The following is a 23796-nucleotide window of genomic DNA, read 5'->3' on the forward strand; positions in this document are numbered from 1 at the left end:
CCAGCCTCCCATTCCCGGTGCTATTCCATCGCGAGGAAGCCGCCGTCGACCGGCATCGTGACGCCCGTCATATAGCCGGCGGCCTTCGACGCCAAAAACAGGACCGCCGCCGCGATATCCTCCGGCTCGCCCCAGCGTCCCATGGCGATCCTCCGGAAGATTCCGCCGCTCGCCTGCTTATCGTGGAAGAACTCCCAATTCATTTTCGTCATGATGTACCCGGGCGCGATTGCATTGACCTGGATGCCCTTGCCCGCCCACTCGTTGGAGAACGCTTTGGTAAGCTGCATCACGCCGCCCTTCGAGGCCGTGTAGGGGACGACGTTGAGCCCCGCGATAAAGCTGGTCATGGAGGCGAAGTTGATGATCTTGCCGCTTCCCTGCGGGAGCATCGTCCTGCCGGCGAGCTGGGTGAGCTCGAACACCGCGTCAAGGTTGACGTCCATCACCTTCCGGTAGTCCTCGAAGGGGAACTCCTCCGCCTTGTGCAGGATCTGGATGCCCGCGCAGTTGACGAGGATGTCCAGCCTTCCGCCGAGCGAGTCCAGCGCCGCGTCGTAGGCGGCCTTTCTCGCCCCGGACGCGGAGAGGTCTCCGACGACCGAATGGAATACGCCGCCCGTCTCCTCCGCCAGCCCGCGCGCCGTGTCCTCCAGGTTTTTCGCCAGGTCGACAAGGCATACCTCCGCGCCGTAATAGGCAAAATACCGCGCGACCTCCCTGCCCATACCCTGGTTCCCGCCGGTCACGATGGCCTTCTGGCCGGTCAGATCAAACAAATTGAGCCTGTCTTTCAATGCGTTTCCTCCCCGAATTTAAAATAAAGGGTCAGTCGAAGACCCTGTGCAGCAGGGCGGCGTCCCTCGCCAGCAGCTCCTCCGGGGCACCCCGGCCGCATACGGACGCCTTGTCATAGACGCTTTCCAGAATCAGGCACCCCTTGTAATCGCTGTCGAGGATCGCCCGCGCCGTGCGGAAGAACCCGGAGGTCCCCTCCCCCAGCAGCGAGCCCGAGAGCATGGGGCCGACGCCGTCCTTCAGGTGGACGCCGCCGATCAGGCCGGCCAGCGCGGTAAAATACCGCGCCATGGACGTTCCGTCGTACACATAGAGGTTCTGCGAATCAAAGAAGATCTTGACCATCGGGTTATCCACCGCGTCCAGGAGGTTGTGGACCTGCTCCACGCTCTGGTTGATTTCCAGATGGGTCTCGATGCCCCTCTCCGCGGCTTTTTCGCTGAACCGTTTGATATATGCCGCCGCCCGGTGGAAGGACGGCCCGTCGCAGATGCCGTTTTTGCCCAGCACGGGCAGCAGAAACGACTTGCAGCCGAATTCCCCGCAGAGGTCGATCGTCCGGTCGACCAGTTCGGCCGCGATCCGTTCCTCCTCCGCGCCCTGCGGCATCGTAAAGCTGTACTGGTCCACGAACTGGGGGGACAGGGAACAGATATCCACCCCATATTCCGCACTCCCCTGCCGGTACGCCTCGATCACGGCCGGGCTGCCGAGGCCCTGCCCCGCCAACACCTCCTCGCCGACGCCAAGCTGTAAGCAATCGAGTTTTTGTTCTGCGGCGATCCGGCAGAGCTCTCTGCCCCGCGCTTTCAGGGACCACTCGCACACGCCGTATTGAAATCTTCCCATTGTCCCACTCCTCATCCTTTCGCGGCTTCGGTGAACAGCTTCAAATACCACTCGGTGACCGGATACGGTTTTTCCAGCGCGGCAAAGGCCGCGTCCGGCGTAATCGTTGCGATATCCACGCCCAGCGCGGCCGCAGCCGTCATATCCTGCGCGCGTTCCGTCGCCGCGGCGAGGACCTTCGTATGCGTGCCCGCCACGACGGCCACGATCGCGTCGAGGGTGTCCATCCCGCTGTAGCCGATCTGCCCGATGTCGCCGACATAGGGGGCGACGTAGTCGGCGCCCGCCGCGGACGCGAGAAGCGCCTGCGCCGCGGTCGTCACGGTGGTGATGCAGATCTCGTTGTCAAACAGTTTTTCGGCGCGGATTTTGTGAAACGCCCGGAACCCCTCCACGCAGGCCGGGATCTTGACGACCACCCTCGGGCTGATGGCCGCGTAGGATACGGCCATCTCCACCATCCCGCCGCAGTCCATCGCGTTGGCCTGCGCGAATACGGGGTAGCCGGGGAACGCCCGGCAGATGTTGGCGATCGTCCGGACCGGCGGCGCGGACTCCCTGGCGAGGATGGCGGGATTCGTCGTGATCCCGCTGAGGACCCCCAGCTCATCCATTTTTTTGAGCGTCTCAATATTGGCGCAGTCTGCGTAAAGCAGCATCAGATTTTCCCTCCCGTGTAGTGGTCCAATTTTTTGACAAGCTCGCGTGAAAGGTCCCTGAGGTCCCAGATGGGCAGGCACTCCCCGATCGCCTGGACCTCCTCGAGCTCACGGAAGACGTCCTGCGGGAGCGGCCCCTTTTCGGCCGACTCGATGTTCTGCCGGACGTGGGCGAGCTCCCGCGCGCCCGCGACGTGCGTGGCGATCTCCTCGTGGTTTATGATATACCGGATCGTCAGTTCGGGCAGGGAGATGCCCGTCTCGTCGGAAATCCGGTAAATCCGTTCCAGCTTCTTCACGACGTTTTGGACCCGTTCGTCCTCGATCGGCTTTAGAAGCTCCATCCACCTCCGGTCCTTGACGATCAAAAACGGCGTGTTCTGCCCGAAGCCGCCCCCGAGCGCGACGCCCACGCCCTGCTCCACGCACGCCGGGATGAGCTCGTCGTAGATGGGCTTTGAAAGGAGGCTCATCCCCCCCGCGGGGAGCACGAAATCGAACTTGCCCGACTTCACAAGCCGGGCGAGGCCGTGGTAGTCCCATCCGCCGAAGCCGACGCTCCTGACCAGGCCCTCCTTCTTCGCCTCGAGCAAAAACTCGATCGCGGCTCCCGACGCGGTCTCATAGTCGATCTGCCACTGCGGCCAGTCGGGCTCGTGGATATTGAAGATGTCAATGACGTCCTTCTGCAAAAGCCACATGCTGTGCTTGAGCGCCCGCATCATTTTGACCGGGTCCACGAACGCCTCGACGCAGGTCTGCCGCACCGTGTTGGCGTACTCCTCCTTGACCGACCTTTCGAAGTAGCCCATCTTCGTCGAGCAGCACAGCCGGGGGTTATCCCGGTGGCGCGCGAGCGCCCTGCCGAGCAGCTCCTCGCTCTCCCCCCAGCCGTACATCTCAGCGGTGTCGTAATAGGTGATCCCGCTGTCCATGGCGTAGTCCAGAATCTCATACGCCGCGTCCTGCATCACGTTGAATTCTTCCGTGAACTGGTAGCATCCCAGACCGAGAACGGAGACGTCCATTCCCGTTTTTCCCAACCTGCGTTCAATCATTTTGCGGCTCCTATCGATACGAATTCATCATCGAAAGCGCTGCCAGCCGGCCCGGCAGCCGTTGACGGGCTGCTCCGGGCCGGCCGGTGCTGCGGGGGCTTCGGATCAGGCGATCCCCCCGTCGTACAGATCCACGAGCGCCTTCTCGAGTTTTTGATAGTCTTCGGGCCTCAGCGGCTGGAACGGCTTGATGCAGTTGCCGCAGTCGATCCCCTGGAGCTTGAGCACGCCCTTGATGGCGGGGAAGATCCCGATTTCGAGAAGGGTCCTGATCATCCCGTTGCCCTTGCCCTGAAGGTACCTCGCCCGCTCCATGTCCCCCGCGTCAAACGCCTTTTTGAGCTGGACGAACACGTCGGCCATGATCGAGAAGGTGCTGCCGATCGACGCCCTGACGCCGACAGAAAGCGCCGGAAGCAGGATTTCGTCATGCCCGTTGAACACGGCCTTGTCCCGGCAGGTCCTCACCAGCGCCTCCGTCTGCATGAGGTCCATGGTCGTCTGCTTGACGCCGACGATCCCGTCGTGCGCGAGCAGCTCGACCAATTCCTCCGTCCCGAAGGAGACGCCGCTCATTTTGGGGATGTTGTAGAGGATCACCGGCATACCGGAGGCCTCCGCGATGTCAAAATAGTACTGCACGATCTCCCGCTTGGAGTAGGAGAAATAAAAGGGCGGGACCGCGGAGATCGCCGTTACGCCGCATTCCGCCGCCGCGTTCGCCATCTTGATGCTGGCACGGGTCGAGAAGGTCCCGATGTTCGCAATGACGTCGCACCTTCCGTCCACGATCGCGCAGACGGCTTTGATCAGCTGCACCCGCTGCTCATCCCGCAATAGGAAGGATTCGCCGGTGCTGCCGCTGACGTAGAAGCCCGACACCCCCTGCCCAATGGTCTTTTCGATCACCTGCGCCAGGGCCTTTTCATTGATCTCCTCATTTTCATCGATCGGGGTGATGATCGCCGGATAGATTCCTTCAAACTGTTTCATCATTCCGTTCCCTTTTACTGGTCCAGCTCAGGAACCAGGACGACCTTCGCCGCCTCCCGGTTGGTGAACATCTCAAAGCCCTCCCTCCATTTGGAGAGCGGCAGCTTGTGGGTCACGATCGGGTCCATGTCGATCCGCCCTTCGCGGTAGAGGGCCAGCGTGTTTCGCCAGGAGGTGTGGTCATAGCCCATGTGCCCGATGAAGGTGACGCCCTTGTGGCCCATCAGGTCCGCGGGGTCCTCCTCATAGGAGACCGCCGTCCGGGTGTAGCCCACCATGATGAACGCGCCGCCCGGACGCAGCATCCGCACCGCCTCCGGCAGGATGTTGGCGGAACGCGACGCGCAGTTGATCACGGCCGCGACCCCGTCTTCCCCGCAGATCTCCTTCACCTTCCTGACGACATCCGGGTCGTCCGCCATCAGGATGTCGGTGGCGCCCAGCTCCTCGCAGATCGGGTTCCTCGTGGGGGCGCTCCTTCTGGTGCCGATCACGATGATCCGCGCCGCGTTGATCAGCCGGGCGATCAGCACGCTGAACAGCCCCAGCGGGCCGTTGCCGTAGATTACCACGTTGTCGCCCGGAAGGACCTTAGCCTCCTGTACGATGGCTTTGTACGCGTTGCAGATGGGGTCCATGACCGCCGCGTGCTCAAACGGCATGTTGTCGGGAATCCGGCGGATGCTGGCGGGGTCCCGCTGGAGGACGACCCCCGGAATCCGCACGTACTCGGCCATGCCGCCGTCCATGTCGCCGCCGATGCCCTTGCGCTCGGGGCAGAGCAGGAAATTGCCCGTCTCGCAGGCCGGGCAGTGGCCGCACACGTAGCCGGTGTTGTCCGAAACCACCCGGTCGCCGACCTTCCAGCCGGTGACGTTCCTGCCCACCTCATAGACCTCGCCCGCGAATTCATGCCCGATGACCATCGGGTAGGTGTAGTTTTTGTATTTCGCCTCATCCGGGCCGTACAGGAGCGGCATATCCGAGCCGCAGATGCCCGCCGCCTTCACCTTGAGGACGATATCGTTGTCGCCGCACACCGGGTTGGGGACGTCCGTGTACTCCAGATGGAACGGTCCGTACGCTGTTTTTGCAACTGCTTTCATTTCTTTACCTCCTATGTCTTCCTGGGACTTATGACGAAACTGCATTAACAGTTTGTTTTCCTGGTCGGTTTCTCTTGCAATACTTATTATTTTGTCTTATAATAATATCTAGAATAATCGCGAAGGTGAATGATATGAGTAAAGTCAGTACCGTCAATCAGGTGAAGGAGCACAACATCGCCCTGGTCCGCGACGTCATCCACAGCTCCGTGGAGTTCACGAAGCATTCCGTCGCCCAGGCCACGGGGCTCAGCATCGCCACCACGAACAGCATCCTCAACATGCTCTGCGAGGCCGGGGAGATCGTGGCCATCGGCAACGTCTCCTCGACGATCGGCCGCCCCGCCGCCAAATACGCATACAACCGGGATTACGCCCACATCTGCTGCGTCTTCCCCTCGTCCGCCGGGAGCCAGCGCTACCTGTTCTATTCGGTGTTCGACCTGCTCGGCAACTCGGTCGAGCAGAACCAGGTGTGGCTGGAGGACGTGACCTACGAAAGCTTCGAGGAGCTGCTCGGCTCTCTGCTCGAAAAGGACCCCGGCATCAAAAAGGTCAGCATCGGAATCCCCGGCTATTACGACAACAACCACATCCACTCCTGCACCATGACGGGCCTGAACGGCTGCGACCTGACCGGGAAGCTCAGCGAGCGGTTTCCCTGCGAGTTTCTCATGGAAAACAACATGAACGCCATCGCCTACGGCCTTTACGACGCCAGACGGGAGCATGGCCACGCCCCTACCGCGCTCGTCGTCGTCTCCTTCTTTGAGGGCAGCGGCCCCGGCTCCGGGATCATCATCGACGGCAAGATCTATCTCGGCAAGAGCAATTTTGCGGGGGAGGTGGTCTTCCTGCCCTACCAGGACGGCAACATCTACGACCTCGTGAACCAGGGGCCGGAATCCATCGTCAAAAGCACCGCGCAGGTGGTCAGCTCCTACTGCGCCATCCTGAACCCCGAGACCTGCGTCCTCACGGGGGAAAACCTCAGCGCGGACATGTGCGGGCCGATCCTCGACCGCTGCAAGCACTTTATCCCGGAGCAGCACCTGCCCGAGCTGCTGTATGTATCCAACTATAACCAGTACTACCAGAACGGGCTCTTCCGGATCGCGTTAAACAACCCCTACCATTGACCGCCCCGGAAGAGAGATGACGCTGTCAAGTGAAATACCGAAACATTTCATTGACAACGTCACCGCAACACCGGGACCGTGATTCCGCAACCGGAATCCCCCGCCGCTTGAAACGCCGGAACTTTTCCCGCCGCACCGATGACGACGGCTCGGGCCGTCGCCATCGGTGCGTTTTTCTGCCCTGCGGGAGGACCGGCTATTTTGTGCGCGCCCGATTTTGCAATCAGGCGTCAGATTTTCTCATCATACTCGTTGATGAAGTCCATGTTGAGCTTCAGGCCCAGACCCGGAAGGTCGGGGATTGTCATGAAGCCGTGGTCCGGCTTCGGCGCGTCGAGATAGGTGTCGGCCGTGATCCCCTCGAACAGCTTGAGCCTCTCGAGGAAGGGCGCGTTGCCGAACGCGCTGACCAGGTGGATGTGGATGTTTTCCATCGCGTGCGGGGCGAACTTCACGTTGAACGCCTGGGTGAGCGCGCCGATTTTCAGCATCTCGGTAAATCCGCCCGCGCGGGTCCCGTCCAGCTGCACGATGTCCGCGCAGCCGTTGACGAGAAGGTCCCTCGCCCCATACTTGGTATATTCCTGCTCGCCGGTCGCGAGCGGGAGGTCGGTGGAGTTCTTAAATTTGACGAGGCCCGGGATGTCGTCGGCAAAGACCGGCTCCTCGAGGAACATGACGTCGTAGTCCTTGACCCGGTTGGCGAACCGCGCGCCCGTCGCCGCGTCCCAGCAGTTGTTCGCGTCCAGCATGATGCCGATCTCCGGCCCCACGGCCTCGCGCACCTTGCGGACCCGCTCCAGGTCGCGGTTGGTGTTGTGCCCGCCTTCCACGCCGACTTTGAATTTGATCTTCGAGTATCCGTCGGCCTTGACCAGATTGACCATCTCTTCCACGAGCTCCTCGTCCGAGTAGGAGGTCCACCCGCCGCTCCCGTAAACGGGAATTTTGGTCTCGGCGCCGCCGAACATCTTAAAAAGAGGCATGTTGAGGATCTTGCCCTTGAGGTCCCACAGCGCGATGTCGATCGCCGAGAGGGCGCAGAACATCAGGCCTTTGCGGCCCACGCCGCGGAGGTAGGCTACGAGTTCGTTCCAGATGACCTCCGTCTCAAACGGGTCCCTGCCGATCAGCTTGGGCTTGATGTTCTTTTCGATCATCAGCTTGGTGGCCTCGCCGCCGACCTCGTGGTAGGTTACGCCAAAGCCCTCGATTCCGTCGTCCGTCGTAATGCGGACGATTGTGAAGCCGACGGTCTCGACCTTTCTTGTCGCATCCGCAAAGCCGCCTGAAATCGGCTTGGATACAAGATGCACTTTGATATCCCGAATCTTACTGTTTTGCATATCATATCTCTCCTGTACGATTAAACTGCCTGAACGGTCCTGGCCTTCCTGTTGCTTGCATAGGCGTCGAGGGCGATTGCAAACAGCAGAACGCCGCCGCGGACAATGTACTGGAACGCCGGGTCAAGGTTCATCAGGCTCATGCCGTTGTCGAGCGCCGCCATGATCAGCGTGCCGGCGACGGCGCCGGCCACGGTGCCGCGTCCGCCCGTGATCGCGGTGCCGCCGACCACGCAGCCCGTGATGGCGGTGAACTCATACCCGTTGCCGCCCGCGGTGGTCGCCGCGCTCAAACGCCCCACGTATACGAGGGCCGCCGTCGCAACCACGACCGCATGGAGGACATAGAGCTTTAAGAGCTCCTTGGAGACGTTGATGCCGGAGAGGGCCGCCGCGTCCTTGTTGCCGCCGATCGCGTAGACGTACCGGCCGAACTTGGTGTTGTTGCTGACGTACGAAACGATGATCGTCAGCACAAACAGGATGATCATCGCATAGGCAAAGCCCTTGTAGCTGTAGAGGATGACCGTGACGACCGCCGCGAGGATCGCGATGAGCGCCATCTTGGGAACGAGCTTCATCCAGTTTTTCTCGCTGAGGCCCTGCTTGATGCTCTTCTTTTCCTTCGCCACCGTAAAGGCGATGTAGGCGATGATGATCAGGGCGCCCAGAATCAGCGTGGTGTCATTGTGCGTCCCGCTGATCGAGGGCATGTAGCCGTTGCCCATCTCCGCGATGATCCCCTTGACCGGGCCGACCATGCGCCCGTCGCTGATATACTGGTTGATCCCGAGGAAGACCAGCTGGGTGGCCAGGGTGATGATGAACGCCGGCAGCTTCATGTAGCCGACCCAGAAGCCGTGCCACAGGCCGGTGATGATCGCGATCGCAAAGACGATCAGGACCACCACGATCGACGGCACCGAGCCGTAGTTGACCTGGATCAGCGCCGCGACCATCGCGAGCATGCCGAGGTAACGGCCCGCGGAAAGATCCGCGTTGCCCGTGATGATGACCAGGCACATGGTGATGGCGATGATCGAGCATGTCGCACCCTGCATCAGAAGGTTCGACAGGTTGCGGACAGTCAAGAACATGCCGCCCGTAAAGATCTGAAAGAGCCCGAAGATAACGATTGCCTCCAGAACCAGGCTGTTCTGGTAAAACAGGGCAAACAAGTCGACTTTTTTCTTGGTTTTCGTCATGTCGTAACGCCTCCCGTTGCAGCCAAAGCCACATCTTCCTGAGTGATATTTCTCGCCGAATTATCAAATTCCGCGCTGATCCTGCCCTCCCGCATGACGTAGATGCGGTCGCTTATCCCGAGGATCTCCGGCAGCTCGGAGGAGATCATGATGACCGCGATCCCCTGGGCCGCCATCTGGTTGATCAGCTGGTAGATCTCCGTCTTGGCGCCGATGTCGATGCCCCTGGTCGCCTCGTCCAGAATCAGGACCTTCGGCTCCGTCATGAGGGCCTTGGCCAGGCAGACCTTCTGCTGGTTTCCGCCCGAGAGGTTGCCCGCCCTCTGGAGAATGGACGGCGTCTTGATCCGCAGCTTTTTGACCATCTCTTTCACTTTGCCGTACTCTTTGTCGCGGTTGATGAAAAGGCCGTTGTTGATGTACTTGTCAAGACTGGAGAGCGAAGCGTTATAGGCGATGTCCGAGGTCAGGACAAGCCCGTAGCGCTTGCGGTCCTCCGAGGAATAGAACACGCCGGCCTTGATCGCCTCGTTGGAATTCTTGAAGCGCTGCCTCTGCCTGCCCCTGTATTCGAGCTTTCCGGTGATGGCGTCATCGAGCGCGCCGAAGATGCTCATCCCCAGCTCGGTGCGTCCCGCGCCGATCATTCCCGCCAGGCCGATGACTTCGCCCTCGCGGACCTCGAGGTTGATGTCCCGGACGATCCATTTGTTGTTGATGCCGTCGAACACCGACCAGTCGGAGACCTTCAGCGCCACCTCCCCGATCGGGCAGCTGCGCGGCTCGAAAAGGGTCTTGAGTTCACGGCCGACCATGCCGCTGATCAGCGTGTCCTGGGAATATTCCCTCGCCGGCCTGGTTTCCACCGTCTGGCCGTCGCGCAGGATCGTGACCGTATCGGCGATGCTCAGGACCTCGCCGAGCTTGTGGGAGATGAAGATGATGCTCATCCCCTTATCCCGCAGGCCGCGGACCAGCTCCAGGAGGTTTTCGGAGTCGTCCTCCGGCAGCGGCGCCGTCGGCTCGTCAAGGATGAGGATTTTGCAGTTTTTGTTGAGCGCCTTGGCGATCTCCACAAGCTGCTGCTGCCCGATGCCCAGATTTCCGACCCTCGTCTTGGGGTTCACCTTCAGTTTCAGCTCGTCGAGCAGTTCCTTTGCCCTGTCATATTCGAAATCCCAGTCGATGAGACCGCTCTGGCAGACCTCATCTCCCAAAAAAATATTTTCACATACAGTTAAGGTTTGGATCAGGCCGAGCTCCTGGTGGATGATTGCGATGCCGGCCGCTTCACTCTCTTTGATGCCTTTGAAGCTGACTTTTTCTCCATTCAGAATGAGTTCGCCTGAATAATCGGTATACTCACCGCTCAGGACCTTCATAAGGGTTGACTTACCTGCGCCATTTTCGCCTACAAGTGCATGGACTTCCCCGCGCCGGACGTCAAACGTAACGTCGTCCAGGGCCTTGACTCCAGGGAACAGTTTTGTGATGTGATTCATCTGCAGGACATAATCTTCCATATATGTGCGCCCCTCCCTTCCTTTCATGATGATTTGTGGGGCTCCACCCGCAAAAGAGCGGAGCCCCACAATTCTTGCGGTTCAGTGATTCGTGCGAAATGCTGCCGTTTTAAAAGTGCTGGTCCCACCACTTCTGCAGCTTGCCGCAGATGAGTTCCGGCGTGGTGACCGCCGGGTCCGTGGTCCACATGACTTCGTTTCCGAAGTACCCTTTGTAGCGGTTGTCGTCGAACGTCTTGAGCATGGCGTCCAGATCCAGCTCGCCCTCGCCCGGGATCCGGTGCTCCCACGCCCCGGAGGGAAGCAGGCCGCCGTCCGTGTAGTGGACGTTAACGACCTTATCCGCGCCGCAGATGTCGTAGACATCCTGCACCGATTCGTTGGTCTGCGCCAGGCACATCAGGTCGATGGTGACCGCCATGTTGTCCGAGCCGCAGTCGCTGATCAGCTTCATGATCCGCTTGTGGTCGGTGATCACGGTGATATCCCTGGTGGTCGCCTCGTAGGTGATCGTCACGCCTTCCGTCTTTGCGATCTCCGCGAGCCTGCCCATCGAATCCACGGTGATGTTCCAGACGTCGTCGATGCTCTCGTCCATGTTTGCATAGCCCGGGAACACCAGCACGTAGGGCGCGCCGATGACGCCGGCCGTGCGGATGGCCTTTTCAAAATACCGAAAGGTGCGCAGGCGGGTGGCGGGGTTTTTGGAGGAGAGGTTGGTCGGGTAGGCGCAGTTTTCGGGGTTAAGCTCGACCACGCTCAGACCGCGCTCATCCAGCTTGCGCTTGAGCACCTTCATGTCCGCATAGGTAATGTCGTCCATGCAGAAATGGGGCTCCGCGCCATAGAACTCCAGCTTGCCGGCGCCCAGCCGCTGCAGGGAATCCAGCGCATAATCCAGGGAATAGTCGATGTAGGGAAAGTTGGACAGGATGAACTGGTCCCTTGTCAGATTCTTGAATTTCATAGGATTACTCTCCGTAAACTTCCTCGTGCGTGAAGAGTCCGGCCGCGATGACCGTCTCGTCGATGTTGTCCTTGGTGACGACGACGCCGGGATAGCTCATGAACGGGATGGTCTGGCCGTCGCTGTTCACGTCGGTGCCGAAATCAGCCGCGGTCTTTTCACCGAGGTAGTACTGGATGCAGGCTTCGGTGAAGAGCTGCGGATACTCGCTGCCGGCTTTCGCAACCGTGGAGACCTGGGTGCCCTGGACGATCCGCTGGCAGGCCAGCAGGTCGCAGTCCTGGCCGCAGACGAGGACCTTGCCCGCAAGCCCGGCGCCTTCCAGCGCCTGGATCGCGCCGCCCGCCATGCCGTCGTTCATGCAGAGGATCGCGGTCAGGCTGTCGCCGTACTCAGCGATCCAGTTCTCCGCGTAGCCCATGGCGGTCGCGGGATCCCAGTTGGTGGTCCACTGCTCGCCGATGACTTCCACGTCGCAGTTCTTCATGCTGTCGAGCATGCCTTCCTGGAACTTCACAACGCCGGTGCCGCCGGTGGAGTCGCCGTAGATGTACGCAACATTGCCGGTGATGTTCATGTCGCCGATCGTCTTGGTGATCAGCTGGCCGATCTCATAGAAGTCGTTGCCGCCGGTGAAGTCGGCGTAGGTGTCGCCCATGACCGGCTCGTAGTAGCAAACCAGGACGCCTTCGTCGTGGGCGGCCTTCATGGCGTTGGTGATGGCGCCGGGCTCATTGCACTGCGCGATCAGGATGTCGATCCCCTGCGCGACCAGGTTCTCGATCTGACCGGCCTGCTTCTGCGCGTCATTCTCAGCGACCTGATAGATCAGCTCGACGCCCTGGTCCTTGCAGACCTGCTTGATAACGTTGAGCTCCTTCACCCAGCGCTCTTCCTGCTGCGTTTTCCAGGAGACGCCGATGACGATATCCTCTTTGGCCTTCACGGGCTTGCCGTTCCAGCCGACATTGCCTTCCGCGGCGGGTTCGGCCGCGGGCTCGACCGCAGAATCGGCTGCGGACTCGGGAACCGCCTCATTCGTTGACTCGGGGGCCGCGTTGTTCGTAGCGCATGCGCTGAGAGAAACCAGCATTGCCATTGCAAGCACTACCGCCAAAAATTTCTTAAACATCTTTCAATCTCCTTTTCATTTTTCCCCGAAATAAATTTCAGGTATTTCGTGTCACAATTATAGCTAAATACTTGGAATAGTTCAATCAATTTTTGATTTTTTTACGAATTTATTTGATATTTCAGCCTTTTCGCCAAACCTGGTTCTGGGTTTTCATCCACTTTAACTATGATATTTTGTCAATATTATGGTAAATCGTCTATTTTGCATAATAATGTAGGCGTTTTAGAAGTATTAATCAGTCAATAAATTTGCAAATGTTATTTTTATACATTGACATTATATCAAATATTGATTGACATTTATTTTCTTTGAAGTATAATTTATTTACCGGAATGCAATAGTTTTTAATAACTGTTTTATGGAGGCTTTTCGGCGCTTTTTTCAAATTTGAACGAGACCCTCCTCCCGCCACCCGATATCACCCCGCTGACCACTGGTAAAAAGAGAGGCGCCGTCAAAAACACAGCCCCCTCCTCTATCTAACAAAAACACCTTGATTTTCCATCTATTGGGATTTGTTGCGGGCGTTTTTTAAATTGATTGATATATTTATTTTATTCATTACTCGCTATTGATTTTTTATGGAAATAGGTTATACTAATTTGAGAAGATCGCTCTGTCCATTTTTTCTATTCGCTGCCGTCCAAATTTTTGTTGAGAGGAACATCTATCACACCATGCCAGACACAACGGGATCGAACAATTTCATAAACGATCAGATCGCGGAATTGATTATGGAGTGCATCGACGAGCACAAGAAGCTCCCCACGGAACAGGAGTTGATGGAGCGTTTCCAGATCAACCGGTTTGCTTTGCGCGAAATTTTGAACGCCTATGCCGTCAACGGCATCATCGTTTCGCAGCAGGGCAGCGGCCGCTATGCGCAGTTTCCGGATTTGGGCGTCCAGATCAAAAACATCTGGGCCCCATTCATCAAGTGCCGGCCGTCTCTGCTGCTCGACTTTTTCGAGATCCGGAAATGTCTGGAGCTCTCGTCGCTCCCCATCGCCATGCAGAACCTGCGGCCGGACGACCTTTTGCAGCTGCGCCACCATACCGACGCGATGCTCAAATGCGCCCAGGCCGGCGAGTCGTTTGAAAGCTTCGACCGGGATTTCCACTGCACCCTCTTCGCCTGCACGGGAAACCTGTTTTTCAAGCAGCTGCTGACCGCTTTCTGGGATATCTGTGAGGATTCCATTATCTGGCCCTCCAGCAACGACCTTCTCTACGTCGCCCAGCAGCACATCGACATTCTCGAGGCGCTGGCCTGCCAGGACGAGGCGAGGGCATCCGAGCTTTTGAACATGCAGCTTGTCGAATCGCGTAACCAGATCGCGCTGGCGCTGGTGAAAGGAAGCCAGGAAAGCCCGCGTGAGCATAACGCCTTCGTCGCGCTTACCTGAGGCGCGAACCGTCACACGGATCGGTCCCGTTAAGCAATCAAAAAAACAGGCCGGAACGGCGCCGCGGATGCGGCGCCGTTCCGGCCTGTTTTGGTATTTCACGACGTGTCCGGAGACGGGATGCGTCCGGACAAAACCGAAGCCCGGCGGTTTCCCGCCGGGCGATGTTCGCGCCGCTTGCGCGGAGCGCATGATTCCTTGGGACGAAATAGTGGATAAACGCCGCAGAAATCTTATTTCAGGAGTTTGATTTTGCCGAGCAGAGGAACCTCTTTCTCTTCCTCTTTGCAGGCGGCGACAAGGCCCATGATCCAGAAAATGAACACCACGATGCTGGCGATTCCGCCGATGATCGCACCGACGATGGTGATCCGGGCGATGATGCTGCACACGATGCCAGCCAGGAAAATGACAAGGGCCTGATTCAGGTGGAACTTCGCACCCTCCTTGTCGCCCGCGAAAAACGCGATGATCCAGCCGATCCAGGTGATGTACGCGACAATACCGGTCGTTTTTTTGTTCACGAAATAACCTCCTCAAAATTTCCCAAGGCTCCTCTTTATCTTACCCCATTCGACAGCAATTGTCAAAGGAACCTGCAAATTTTACAGGGGAATCTCATGAAAAGATATGCATAAAAATTTGTTCTTATGCATCACATATGGATTCGTGGCGGAAAAACGGCGTATATTTATTCCCCGCGGCCGCCCACCGCCCGGCTTAACGCCGGATAGACCGCGAGCGCCAGCGCGCCGCCGGCCAGCGCGGTCACAAACTGCGGCCAGGAAAACATGACCGACAGCATCTGCGCCTGCTTGGGCGGCACATTGGGGAGCATCCCCAGGATCGCCGGAACCGTCAGCCACAGCGCCGCGCATTTCGCACCGGCGCCGACCAGCACGCCGGCCGCCCGCCGGCCCGTGCCGTGCGATTTCCCGAGGAAAAACCACGCCGCCGCGGCGATCACCGCGTTCCCAAGCGCGATCGCTGGTACGATGAAGGGCACCGGCGTCATGCCGAGCAGCGCCGCCAGAATCGACGAGACGACCCCGCAGGCCACCCCCGACCAGAGCCCCACGCTGGCCGCCGCCAAAATCAGGACCAGATTGACCAGCGAGCCGGTCACCAGCTGGTTGATGCTGAACGGCCCGGCGATCACCGCCCCCGCGGGCAGCATCCTGCCGACGATCTGCGCAAGCAGCACAAGCGCCGTGCACAGCGCCGTGCGGGTGATCCATTTTACCTTTTCATCCGTATGGGTCATTGGAACGCCTCCTCACGGGTATCATGATACGCAAAAGGGATCGTTTTTCAAGACTGTCGGGCGGCCTTTGCCCGCGGGACGGGAAAGCGGAAAGATCTCACCTGCTGATCTCGTCGAGGGTGCGGTCGAAGGCGGGCAGATACTCCCGCAAAAAAATGTCGACGGCGGGGATCCCCATCTCACGCAGGGCGGCGAGCTGGGATTCGCGGGCGCTGAGGAAATCGTTGTTGCCCATGCGGATCTCCTCGATGCACTTGACGAGCGCGGAGAGCTTGTCCGCGGCCTTGACGAGCCGGCGGACCTGCGGGTCCTCCTCGAAGAAGCAGGGACGGTACCGTTCGGCCAGCTCGGAGGGCAGGGTGGCGAGCAGCCGGCCGGCGGCGGCCTCCTCGATGGCCTTGTAGCTCTCCTTGATGGCGGGATTGTGGTATTTGACGGGGGTGGGCAGGTCGCCGGTGAGGATCTCGCTGCAATCGTGGTAGAGGGCGCAGAGCACCACCCGCGCGGGGTCCGCCCCCTCGATGAGGGCGAGCGCGTGGGCAAAATAAGCGGTTTCGAGGGTGTGCTCGCTGAGGTTCTCGGTGCGGGAATTACGCATGAGGCCCCAGCGGCTGATGTATTTCATTCGGGAAAGCATCGCAAAAAATCCATAGGGTTCCATCATCCTGCTCCTTTCCTGGGCGGTCTTCTGCATCAAATGATACCATATCGGCCACTGAAAGAAAAGAAAGCCTTTGCAGGAAAATTTTCGGCGGGCTTTTAAACGCCGTCATTTGTGGTATAATTTAGTAAGGTATCTTCCCCCCATTTGTCAGCTTGGAGGTTTTGCAATGCCGCTCACGTCACAGACGCAGAATAAGGGCAGCTGCCGCAGGGCGTTTCTGATCGCACTGGTGACAGCCGCCGTCATCTTTCTCCCGTTCATCATCTGGGACAAGGGGTACTTTTTCTTTTACGGGGATTTTAACGTCCAGCAGATCCCGTTCTATAAGCTCGCCCACGAGGCGGTGCGGTCCGGGGATCTCTTCTGGAACTGGTATACCGACCTGGGCGCCAACTTTATCGGCTCCTACAGCTTCTACCTGCTCGGGAGCCCGTTTTTCTGGCTGACCCTGCCCTTCCCCACCTCCTTCGTCCCCCATCTGATGGGACCGCTGCTCATTCTCAAGCACGCCTGCGCCGCCTTCACCGGCACCCTCTACCTCAAGCGGTTTGTGAGGGAACGCGATTATGCCGTCTTCGGCGGGCTGCTTTACGCCTTTTCCGGGTTCGCCGTCTACAACGTCTTCTTCAACCACTTCCACGAGGCGATCGTCTTCTTCCCGCTCCTGCTCGTCGGGCTTGAGGAGCTGATCGTCCATAACCGCCGGGGCGTCTTCGCCCTTGCCGTCGCAATCAACGCCTTTGTGAACTACTGGTTCTTCATCGGCGAGGTCGTTTTCGTCGTCCTCTATTTCATCATCCGCGCCCTCTCCCCCGACTGGCGCATGAACCTGCGCCGCTTCTTCTGGACGGCGTTTGAATCGGTGCTCGGGCTCCTGCTTTCAATGGCGCTCTTTTTGCCCGCCGTCCTGGCGATCATGGGCAACCCGCGCACCGGCGCGGACGAGCTGCTCAGCGGCTGGAACCTCTGGCTCTACTGGCACCAGCAGCTCTACCCCGCGATCGTCTCCTCCGCCTTCTTCCCGCCCGACCTGCCCAGCCGCCCCAACCTCTTCCCCGACCGCGGGGCCAAGTGGGCCTCCCTTTCGGCGTGGCTGCCCTTCGTCAGCATGACCGGCGTCATCGCCTACGTCCGCTCCAAGCGCGACTGGCTCCGCCGCATCCTGCTCGTCTGCGCCGTCGTCGCGCTCGTGCCCGGGCTCAACAGCATCTTCATCCTCTTCAACAACTCCTACTACGCGCGCTGGTACTACATGCCCATCCTGCTGATGGCGCTCGCCACCGTGCTCGCGCTTGAAAACCGCTCGGTCGACCTCGACAAGGGGTTCCGGTGGACGCTCCTGTTCACCGCCGTCGTCACCGCCATCCTCGGCCTCACCCCCACCCTCCAGTCGGACGGCGGCGTCAAGATTGGGCTGGCCAAATATCCCGAACGGTTCGCGGCCACCGCCGGCATCGCGATGCTCGGCCTCCTCGCGCTCTGGCTCATCATCCGCCGCTGGCGAAACACAAGGGGCTTCATGCGCATCATGACTGCCGCGCTCTGCTTTGTGTGCGCGTGCTATTCGATCACCTTCATCGCCACCGGCAAGACCCATTCGGACAAGCCCGATTTCCTGCGCGACACCGCGCTGGCGGGCCGCTATGAGCTTGAGCTGCCCGACGACGGCACCTTTGCCCGCACGGACATCTACCACGGCATGGACAACCTCGGCATGTTCTGGCACCTGCCCAACATCCAGACCTTTCACTCGATCGTGCCCGTCTCGATCATGGAGTTCTACCCCAAGGTGGGCGTCAAGCGGGACGTCTCCTCCAAGCCCGAAACGGAGTATTACCAGCTGCGCCCGCTGCTTTCGGTGCGCTGGCTCTTCATCAAGACGGACGACCCCGAGCAGGAGCCGATGCCCGGCTGGGAGCCCCGGTCGGTCCAGCTCGGCTACAACCTCTATGAGAACGAATATTTCATCCCCATGGGCTTCACCTACGACTACTATATCACCGTGCGCGACCTCGAGGAGGTCCCCGAGGAGGACCGCGCCGCCGTGCTGCTGCACGCGCTCGTCCTCAAGGACGAGGCGGCCGCCCGCCACGGCGATATCCTCGAATATATGCCCAAGGAATACTACGGCGGCCTCGACGAGGAGGACTATTACGCCGACTGCCTCGCGCGGCGGGAGACCGCGGGCTATGAATTCACGACCGACAACCGCGGCTTCACCTCCCGCATCGACCTGCCGCGGGAAAACCTCGTCTTCTACTCGGTGCCCTACGATTCCGGCTGGTCCGCCACCGTGAACGGCCAGCCCGCCCAGATCGAAAAGGCCGCGCTCGGTTTCATGGCGGTGCGCGCCCCCGCCGGGGACAACGTCATCCGCTTCACCTACACGACGCCCGGCCTCTACGCCGGCGTCCTCCTCACGCTGGGCGCGGCGCTGCTGCTCGTCATCTACCTGCTGCTCTGGAAGCGGTACGGCAGAACGCCCGACGACCCGCCCCGGCCTCCCCTGCGGGAGATGACCGACGAGCTGGAGGACGGGGAGCCTCCGGCCGAGTGGGAGGAGACGGGCGCGGAGCCGCCGGAGGGCGGCGGCGCGCCCGGCGGCGGCGAAGCCGGGCCCGGCGCGTCCGGCATCGACGATGCGGACGGGACGCGCGAAGAGGACGCGGACGGCCCGCCTGAGCCGCCGCCCGCCTCCTGGTTTGATGAAACGCCCGATTCCGGGGAGGAAACGCGATGAATGAAATTTTATACCTGGTCATCCCCTGCTACAACGAGCAGGAGGTGCTGCCCGAGACCTCCAAACGCCTCAAGGCAAAGCTGGGCGGCATGATCGCCGCCGGGACCGTCTCCCCGCAGAGCCGCGTCCTCTTTGTGGACGACGGCAGCCGCGACACGACCTGGCAGCTCATCTCCGAGCTGCACGAGCGCGACCCGCTCTTTTCCGGCCTCAAGCTCTCCCACAACCAGGGCCACCAGAACGCGCTCGTGGCGGGGCTCACCGTGGCCAAGGACCTCTGCGACATCGCCATCTCGATGGACGCAGACCTGCAGGACGACGTCGACGCGGTCGACCGGTTCGTCGCCGAGTACCAGGCGGGCAGCGACATCGTCTACGGCGTGCGCTCCTCCCGCAAAAAGGACACCCTCTTCAAGCGCACCACGGCGGTCGGCTACTACCGCTTCCTCCGGTGGATGGGGGTGGAGATCGTCCAGAACCACGCCGACTACCGCCTCATGAGCCGCCGCGCCCTCGAGGCGCTCTCCCAGTACGGCGAGGTCAACCTCTTCCTGCGCGGCATCGTGCCGCTCATCGGCTTTCGCACCTCGGTCGTGGCCTACGAGCGCAGCGAACGGTTCGCGGGCGAATCCAAATACCCGCTGAAAAAGATGCTCTCCTTTGCCGTCGACGGCATCACCTCCTTCTCGGTCAAGCCCATCCGCCTCATCACCACCCTCGGGGTGCTGATCTTCGCGGTCAGCGTGCTCTGCCTGCTCTGGCTGCTCGTCACCAAGCTCTTCGGCCACACGGTCGAGGGCTGGACCACCCTCATGGGCTCCGTCTGGGCGCTCGGCGGCATCCAGCTGCTCTGCCTGGGAATCCTCGGCGAGTATATCGGCAAGATCTATAAGGAGGTCAAGCACCGCCCCCGCTTTGTGATCGACCAGCTTCTCAACGACTGAAGCGGACGCTATCCATACAATGAAACACCGGGCCGCTGCCATTGGCAGCGGCCCGGTTCTTTTGATTGCAGCAGGTTTTAAGCAGCCTGTTTTTCGCCCCTGTTGGCGAACAGCCGGTGGAGGACAAAGAGCGCGCCCAGCAGCAGAACGATGGATACGCCGAGGGTGATCGGGATGTTGCCCCCGGTCAGGCCCGCCACGATATAGCCAAAGAAGCAGCAGACCGCCACGGTGAGCGCGTAGACCATCTGGGTGGAGACGTGCTCGATGTGGTTGCAGCCCGCGCCGGTGGACGACAGGATCGTCGTGTCGGAGATGGGGGAGCAGTGGTCGCCGAAAACGCTGCCCGCCAGCGTCGCGGAGAGGGAGACGACCAGCAGCTGGGGAGCGGCCGCCATGCAGACGGGGACGATGATCGGGATCAGGATGCCGAAGGTGCCCCAGGCGGTGCCCATCGCGAAGGAGAGGAATGCGGCGATCGCAAAGACCAGCGCGGGCAGCAGGAAGCCGGGGAAGCCGCCGTTTTCGACGAGGCCCTTGACGAATTCGCCCGTCATGAGCAGGTCGCGGCAGACGCCGCTGATCGTCCAGGCGAGGATGAGGATGATGTCCGCGGGGACCATCGACTTGACGCCCTCGCCGATGCCGGCCATGAAGTCCTTATAGTGGACCACGCCGCGCGGCACGAAGAGCAGGAACGCCACGATAAGGCCGCCGAAGCCGCCGATGACCAGCGCCTCGGAGGCGGTGCAGTTGCCGAACGCCGCGCCGATCGAATGGAAGGCCGGGTCCTCGCCCCAGAAGCCGCCGTTCCACAGCATCGCGAGGATCGAGAAAATGATCAGCGCCACGACGGGGATGATCATGTCGTAGACGTGGCCCTTGTCGTTGACGGGCAGCTCCTCGCCCACGGTGGTGTCCACCGCGCCGAGCTCGCCCCTGGCCGCGCGCGCCTCCGCACCCGCCATCGGGCCGAAGTCGAGGTTGGTGCAGCAGAGCGCGACCACCATGACGATGGAGAGCAGCGCGTAGAGGTTGTAGGGGATGGTGGCCACAAAGGCGCCCAGATCGCTTTCAAACGCGCCCGTCACCGCCAGGTTGGAGCCCACGGCCGCCGCCCAGCTGGAAATCGGCGCGATGATGCAGATGGGCGCGGCCGTCGCGTCGATGATGTACGCGAGCTTCGCGCGGGAAACGCCGTACTTGTCGGTGACCGGCTTCATGACGGTGCCGACGGTGAGGCAGTTGAAATAGTCGTCGATGAAGATGAGCGCGCCGAGCGCACTCGTCGCGAGCAGGGCGCTGCGCTTGCTCTTGAGCTTGCTGGAGGCCCAACGGCCGTACGCCCGCGAGCCGCCCGCCATCTGCATGACGACGACCAGCGCGCCGAGCAGCGCCAAAAACAGCAGGATGTTGACGTCCATACGGCCCGCCATCAGCTTGAAGGTCGTCTCCGCGACGCCGACCACCGGATTGAGGCCGGTATTGAGCGCATAGATGAGCGCCCCCGACAGGATGCCGATCATCAGCGAGGAGATAACCTCCTTGGTGATCAGCGCGAGGCCGATCGCGATAATGGGCGGCAGCAGCGACAGCCAGCCTACGAATACAGGTTCCATCTTTCTTTTGTCCCCCTCAAATAAAAACAAATTGTGAACGTGCTGTTATAAAGATCGCATAATTACAGGGAAAAGTCAACACAATCCAACAAATTTCCCCTATTTTCTTGCAAAAAAATACAGTCCCTGTCCGCCCGGGACATACAGAAAAGGCCGGGTAAATACCCGGCCTTTTACAAAATCCGTTCGGCGCGCGCCCTGCCGCGCAGATCCCGCTCCCCGTGGAAAAAGCAGACCGCCGTCTCCCCCGGCTCCCGCCCGGGGCTGGTCACGTCAAAGGGGAACAGCTCGAGATGCGCTCCCGATGGCAGCCCCCGCTCCGCCGCGCGCCGCCGCGCCTCCCGCGGGGCCTCGGGGCAGCAGGCGGGCAGCCGGCGCGGCCTCTCATGCAGGCAGAGGTCGTACCGCACGAGCCAGCGGCAGATTTCGGGATCGCCGCCGCGGTCGACGCAGAGCGCGTAAAGCAGGTCGTAATACTCGTACTTGCCCACCGCGCGCGCCGGCATCCGCTCCCCGAGCGCGTGCATCGCCTCAAACGGCGAGGGGATGTATTCCAGCAGGTATGCGAGCGTATGGGAAAACCGGCCGCTGTTGTAGTACGCCTCGGTCATCTCCTCGACCGATTTGAGCCGCGAAAGCTCCAAAAAGGAAAGCCGCGGCGTGCATAAAATTTCATAGGGCGGCGTTTCGCTGTGCACGAGGCCGTATTCCTCCCGGCGCGCGTAGAGGGAGGAGCCGCGCAGCAGCTTGAGAAAGCCGAGCTGGAGCTGCTCCGGCCGCAGGGAAAACACCTCGTCGTAGCTTTTCGCGAACCGCGCGAAATCCTCGCCCGGCAGCCCCGCGATCAGGTCGAGGTGCAGATGCAGGCGGCCCGCCGCCGACAGCGCGCGCACGTTCTCCATCAGGCGGCCGACGTCCGTCTTGCGGCAGACCTCCGCGAGCGTTTCGCCGCAGGTGCTCTGCACGCCGATCTCGAACTGGAAGAGTCCCGGCCGCACCGTGGAGAAAAACGCCAGCTGCTCCCCGGTGAGCAGGTCTCCGCCCAGCTCCATCTGAAAGCCGGTGATTCCGTTGTCGTGCTCCGCGAGGAATTTCCAGATCGCGAGCGCCCGGTCCGCGTCGAGGTTGAAGGTACGGTCGACGAACTTGACCTGCATCACCCCGGCGTCGAGGAACCGCCGCAAATCGTCGAAGACGCGCGGCAGCGAGCGGTAACGCACCGTCCGGTCGGCGGATGACAGGCAGTAGCTGCACCCGAACGGGCACCCGCGCGACGACTCATAGTAGAGCACCCGGTCTTTGAGCGCGTCGAAATCGCGGTAAGGGAAGGGCAGCGCGTCCAGGTCGGTAAACCGCCCGGCGCGGCGGACCCCGCGCGGCCGTCCCTCCCGCAGGACACCGGCGATCTGCGGCTCCCCCTCCCCGCAGAGGATCGCGTCCGCCCACGGCATCGCCGCGAGCCGTTCCTCCGGGTCGAAGCTCACCTCCGGCCCGCCCAGCAGGATGGACGCCTCCGGAAAGAGCAGCCGCAGGTCCGCGCCGAGCCTGCGCACATATTCGATGTTCCAGATGTAGCAGGAAAAGCAATAGGTATCCGCGCCCCGGCGCGCAAGGTCGCTGAGGATCTCCCGCGTAGGCTGATTGATCGTATATTCCGCGATCCCGGCCTCCACCCCCTCCGCCGCGAGCACATTTTGCAGGTCGCGCACCGCGAGGTTGGTGTGGCTGTATTTCGCATTGATTGCCACAAGCAGGATGTTCATTGCGTTCCTCCTGGGGGGTACCGCTCGGGGAGCGGCGGCGTTTGCCGGCGGCCCGCCGGTAAGGCTTTCTTCGTGCCCCTTCGGGGCGCTCCAGATGTGCCATCTTCGGCGGCATAGATAGCCGGAACCCGCCCCGGCGGCGGTCCTGGATTTGCCGCGCTGCGCCCGGCGGGGCTTTTTTCGCGCCCCTTCGGGACGCTCCAGATGTGCCGCCTGCGGCGGCGGGGATTGCCGGGTCCCGCCCCGGCGGGCGGTTTTGGATTTGCCGCGCTGCGCCCGACGGGGCTTTTTCCGCACCCCTTCGGGGCGTTCCAGATGTGCCGCCTTCGGCGGCATAGATTGCCGGGACCCGCCCCGGCAGGCGGGCCGACTTCTTGCACGCCCAAGAAGTCGGCGGAAGAAAGACGCTCAAGGGGACTTCCGCCAGTCCCCTTGAGAATCCCCCGGGAGTACCTTGCCATGACCCGCGAGCTGCCGCCGCTCCCTACGGGTACACAAGCTGAAGGCTCAATTCAGGTTGCGGGCGCTCCCAACGACCGAGGCCGGATGGCTCGACGGAAACACACGGCGGAAAACAACGCCCGTTCCGGGCGTTCGCGCGCTCTGCGCGCGTGCGCG

20 protein-coding genes are annotated in these 23796 nt (G+C 61.0%); 4 read left to right on the plus strand and 16 right to left on the minus strand.

Going from position 1 to position 23796, the window contains the following annotated elements:
* Nucleotides 1–20: 20 nt before the first annotated feature.
* The 6 genes from RCI06_RS07710 to RCI06_RS07735 all read right to left on the minus strand — a co-directional run bounded on the left by RCI06_RS07710 (nucleotide 21) and on the right by RCI06_RS07735 (nucleotide 5463).
* Nucleotides 21–797: an SDR family oxidoreductase gene (locus tag RCI06_RS07710; protein ID WP_306575412.1), complete on the minus strand. Its 777-nt coding sequence runs from the start codon at nucleotides 795–797 to the stop codon at nucleotides 21–23.
* A gap of 31 nt (nucleotides 798–828) precedes the next feature.
* Nucleotides 829–1647, minus strand: a complete 819-nt coding sequence (locus tag RCI06_RS07715; RefSeq protein WP_306575415.1) for a sugar phosphate isomerase/epimerase — start codon at nucleotides 1645–1647, stop codon at nucleotides 829–831.
* Between the two features lie 11 nt (nucleotides 1648–1658).
* Nucleotides 1659–2306: a transaldolase family protein gene (locus RCI06_RS07720; RefSeq protein ID WP_101548518.1), complete on the minus strand. Its 648-nt coding sequence runs from the start codon at nucleotides 2304–2306 to the stop codon at nucleotides 1659–1661.
* Complete coding sequence (locus RCI06_RS07725) at nucleotides 2306–3334, minus strand: aldo/keto reductase (RefSeq protein ID WP_172439121.1); 1029 nt, start codon at nucleotides 3332–3334, stop codon at nucleotides 2306–2308. Before RCI06_RS07725 ends, RCI06_RS07720 begins: the two co-directional genes overlap by 1 nt.
* Before the next feature lie 135 nt (nucleotides 3335–3469).
* On the minus strand, nucleotides 3470–4357 hold the full coding sequence (locus RCI06_RS07730) for an N-acetylneuraminate lyase (RefSeq protein ID WP_101553161.1): 888 nt from the start codon (nucleotides 4355–4357) through the stop codon (nucleotides 3470–3472).
* Nucleotides 4358–4371: 14 nt separating this feature from the next.
* Nucleotides 4372–5463 carry an alcohol dehydrogenase catalytic domain-containing protein gene (locus RCI06_RS07735; RefSeq protein WP_306575418.1) on the minus strand — a complete coding sequence of 364 codons (1092 nt, stop codon included), beginning with the start codon at nucleotides 5461–5463 and terminating at the stop codon, nucleotides 4372–4374.
* A gap of 134 nt (nucleotides 5464–5597) precedes the next feature.
* Between RCI06_RS07735 and RCI06_RS07740 the strand changes: the two genes are divergently transcribed.
* Nucleotides 5598–6602, plus strand: coding sequence for an ROK family protein (locus tag RCI06_RS07740; RefSeq protein ID WP_101548512.1), 1005 nt, complete (start codon nucleotides 5598–5600; stop codon nucleotides 6600–6602).
* Nucleotides 6603–6832: 230 nt separating this feature from the next.
* On the opposite strand, the gene RCI06_RS07745 is transcribed toward RCI06_RS07740, so the two are convergent.
* The 5 genes from RCI06_RS07745 to RCI06_RS07765 form a co-directional block, all read right to left on the minus strand.
* On the minus strand, nucleotides 6833–7948 hold the full coding sequence (locus RCI06_RS07745; protein ID WP_306575421.1) for a mandelate racemase/muconate lactonizing enzyme family protein: 1116 nt from the start codon (nucleotides 7946–7948) through the stop codon (nucleotides 6833–6835).
* A gap of 20 nt (nucleotides 7949–7968) precedes the next feature.
* The gene (locus tag RCI06_RS07750; protein ID WP_101548509.1) at nucleotides 7969–9153 is read right to left on the minus strand and encodes a sugar ABC transporter permease; all 1185 of its coding nucleotides are present in this window, start codon (nucleotides 9151–9153) and stop codon (nucleotides 7969–7971) included.
* Complete coding sequence (locus RCI06_RS07755; protein ID WP_276871324.1) at nucleotides 9150–10676, minus strand: sugar ABC transporter ATP-binding protein; 1527 nt, start codon at nucleotides 10674–10676, stop codon at nucleotides 9150–9152. Before RCI06_RS07755 ends, RCI06_RS07750 begins: the two co-directional genes overlap by 4 nt.
* A 109-nt stretch (nucleotides 10677–10785) precedes the next feature.
* Entirely contained in the window at nucleotides 10786–11643 is an 858-nt protein-coding gene (locus tag RCI06_RS07760; RefSeq protein ID WP_276871322.1) for a sugar phosphate isomerase/epimerase, read from the minus strand.
* A 4-nt stretch (nucleotides 11644–11647) separates the two neighbouring features.
* A complete protein-coding gene (locus RCI06_RS07765; protein WP_121587302.1) occupies nucleotides 11648–12775 on the minus strand; it encodes a substrate-binding domain-containing protein in 1128 nt (375 codons plus the stop codon).
* 680 nt (nucleotides 12776–13455) lie between these two features.
* On the opposite strand from RCI06_RS07765, the gene RCI06_RS07770 reads away from it, so the two are divergent.
* On the plus strand, nucleotides 13456–14184 hold the full coding sequence (locus tag RCI06_RS07770) for a FadR/GntR family transcriptional regulator (RefSeq protein WP_276871317.1): 729 nt from the start codon (nucleotides 13456–13458) through the stop codon (nucleotides 14182–14184).
* A 233-nt stretch (nucleotides 14185–14417) separates the two neighbouring features.
* Here RCI06_RS07770 and RCI06_RS07775 read toward each other — a convergent pair whose 3' ends face one another.
* The 3 genes from RCI06_RS07775 to yfbR all read right to left on the minus strand — a co-directional run bounded on the left by RCI06_RS07775 (nucleotide 14418) and on the right by yfbR (nucleotide 16142).
* Nucleotides 14418–14708 carry a hypothetical protein gene (locus RCI06_RS07775; RefSeq protein ID WP_101548498.1) on the minus strand — a complete coding sequence of 97 codons (291 nt, stop codon included), beginning with the start codon at nucleotides 14706–14708 and terminating at the stop codon, nucleotides 14418–14420.
* Between the two features lie 167 nt (nucleotides 14709–14875).
* Entirely contained in the window at nucleotides 14876–15448 is a 573-nt protein-coding gene (locus tag RCI06_RS07780) for an ECF transporter S component (RefSeq protein ID WP_306575428.1), read from the minus strand.
* Between the two features lie 97 nt (nucleotides 15449–15545).
* Entirely contained in the window at nucleotides 15546–16142 is a 597-nt protein-coding gene (gene yfbR / locus RCI06_RS07785; RefSeq protein ID WP_306575430.1) for a 5'-deoxynucleotidase, read from the minus strand.
* Between the two features lie 136 nt (nucleotides 16143–16278).
* On the opposite strand from yfbR, the gene RCI06_RS07790 reads away from it, so the two are divergent.
* The gene (locus tag RCI06_RS07790; protein WP_306575434.1) at nucleotides 16279–18852 is read left to right on the plus strand and encodes a YfhO family protein; all 2574 of its coding nucleotides are present in this window, start codon (nucleotides 16279–16281) and stop codon (nucleotides 18850–18852) included.
* Nucleotides 18849–19796 carry a glycosyltransferase family 2 protein gene (locus tag RCI06_RS07795; RefSeq protein WP_101548494.1) on the plus strand — a complete coding sequence of 316 codons (948 nt, stop codon included), beginning with the start codon at nucleotides 18849–18851 and terminating at the stop codon, nucleotides 19794–19796. Before RCI06_RS07790 ends, RCI06_RS07795 begins: the two co-directional genes overlap by 4 nt.
* Before the next feature lie 77 nt (nucleotides 19797–19873).
* Here the strand turns inward: RCI06_RS07795 and RCI06_RS07800 are convergent, their stop codons facing one another.
* Nucleotides 19874–21415, minus strand: coding sequence for a Na+/H+ antiporter NhaC family protein (locus tag RCI06_RS07800; RefSeq protein ID WP_276874541.1), 1542 nt, complete (start codon nucleotides 21413–21415; stop codon nucleotides 19874–19876).
* Between the two features lie 173 nt (nucleotides 21416–21588).
* Nucleotides 21589–23178, minus strand: coding sequence for a B12-binding domain-containing radical SAM protein (locus RCI06_RS07805; protein WP_306575436.1), 1590 nt, complete (start codon nucleotides 23176–23178; stop codon nucleotides 21589–21591).
* Nucleotides 23179–23796 lie beyond the last annotated feature (618 nt).

This window comes from Anaerotruncus massiliensis (ex Togo et al. 2026) (assembly GCF_030825285.1).
Lineage (GTDB): Bacteria > Bacillota > Clostridia > Oscillospirales > Ruminococcaceae > Anaerotruncus > Anaerotruncus massiliensis.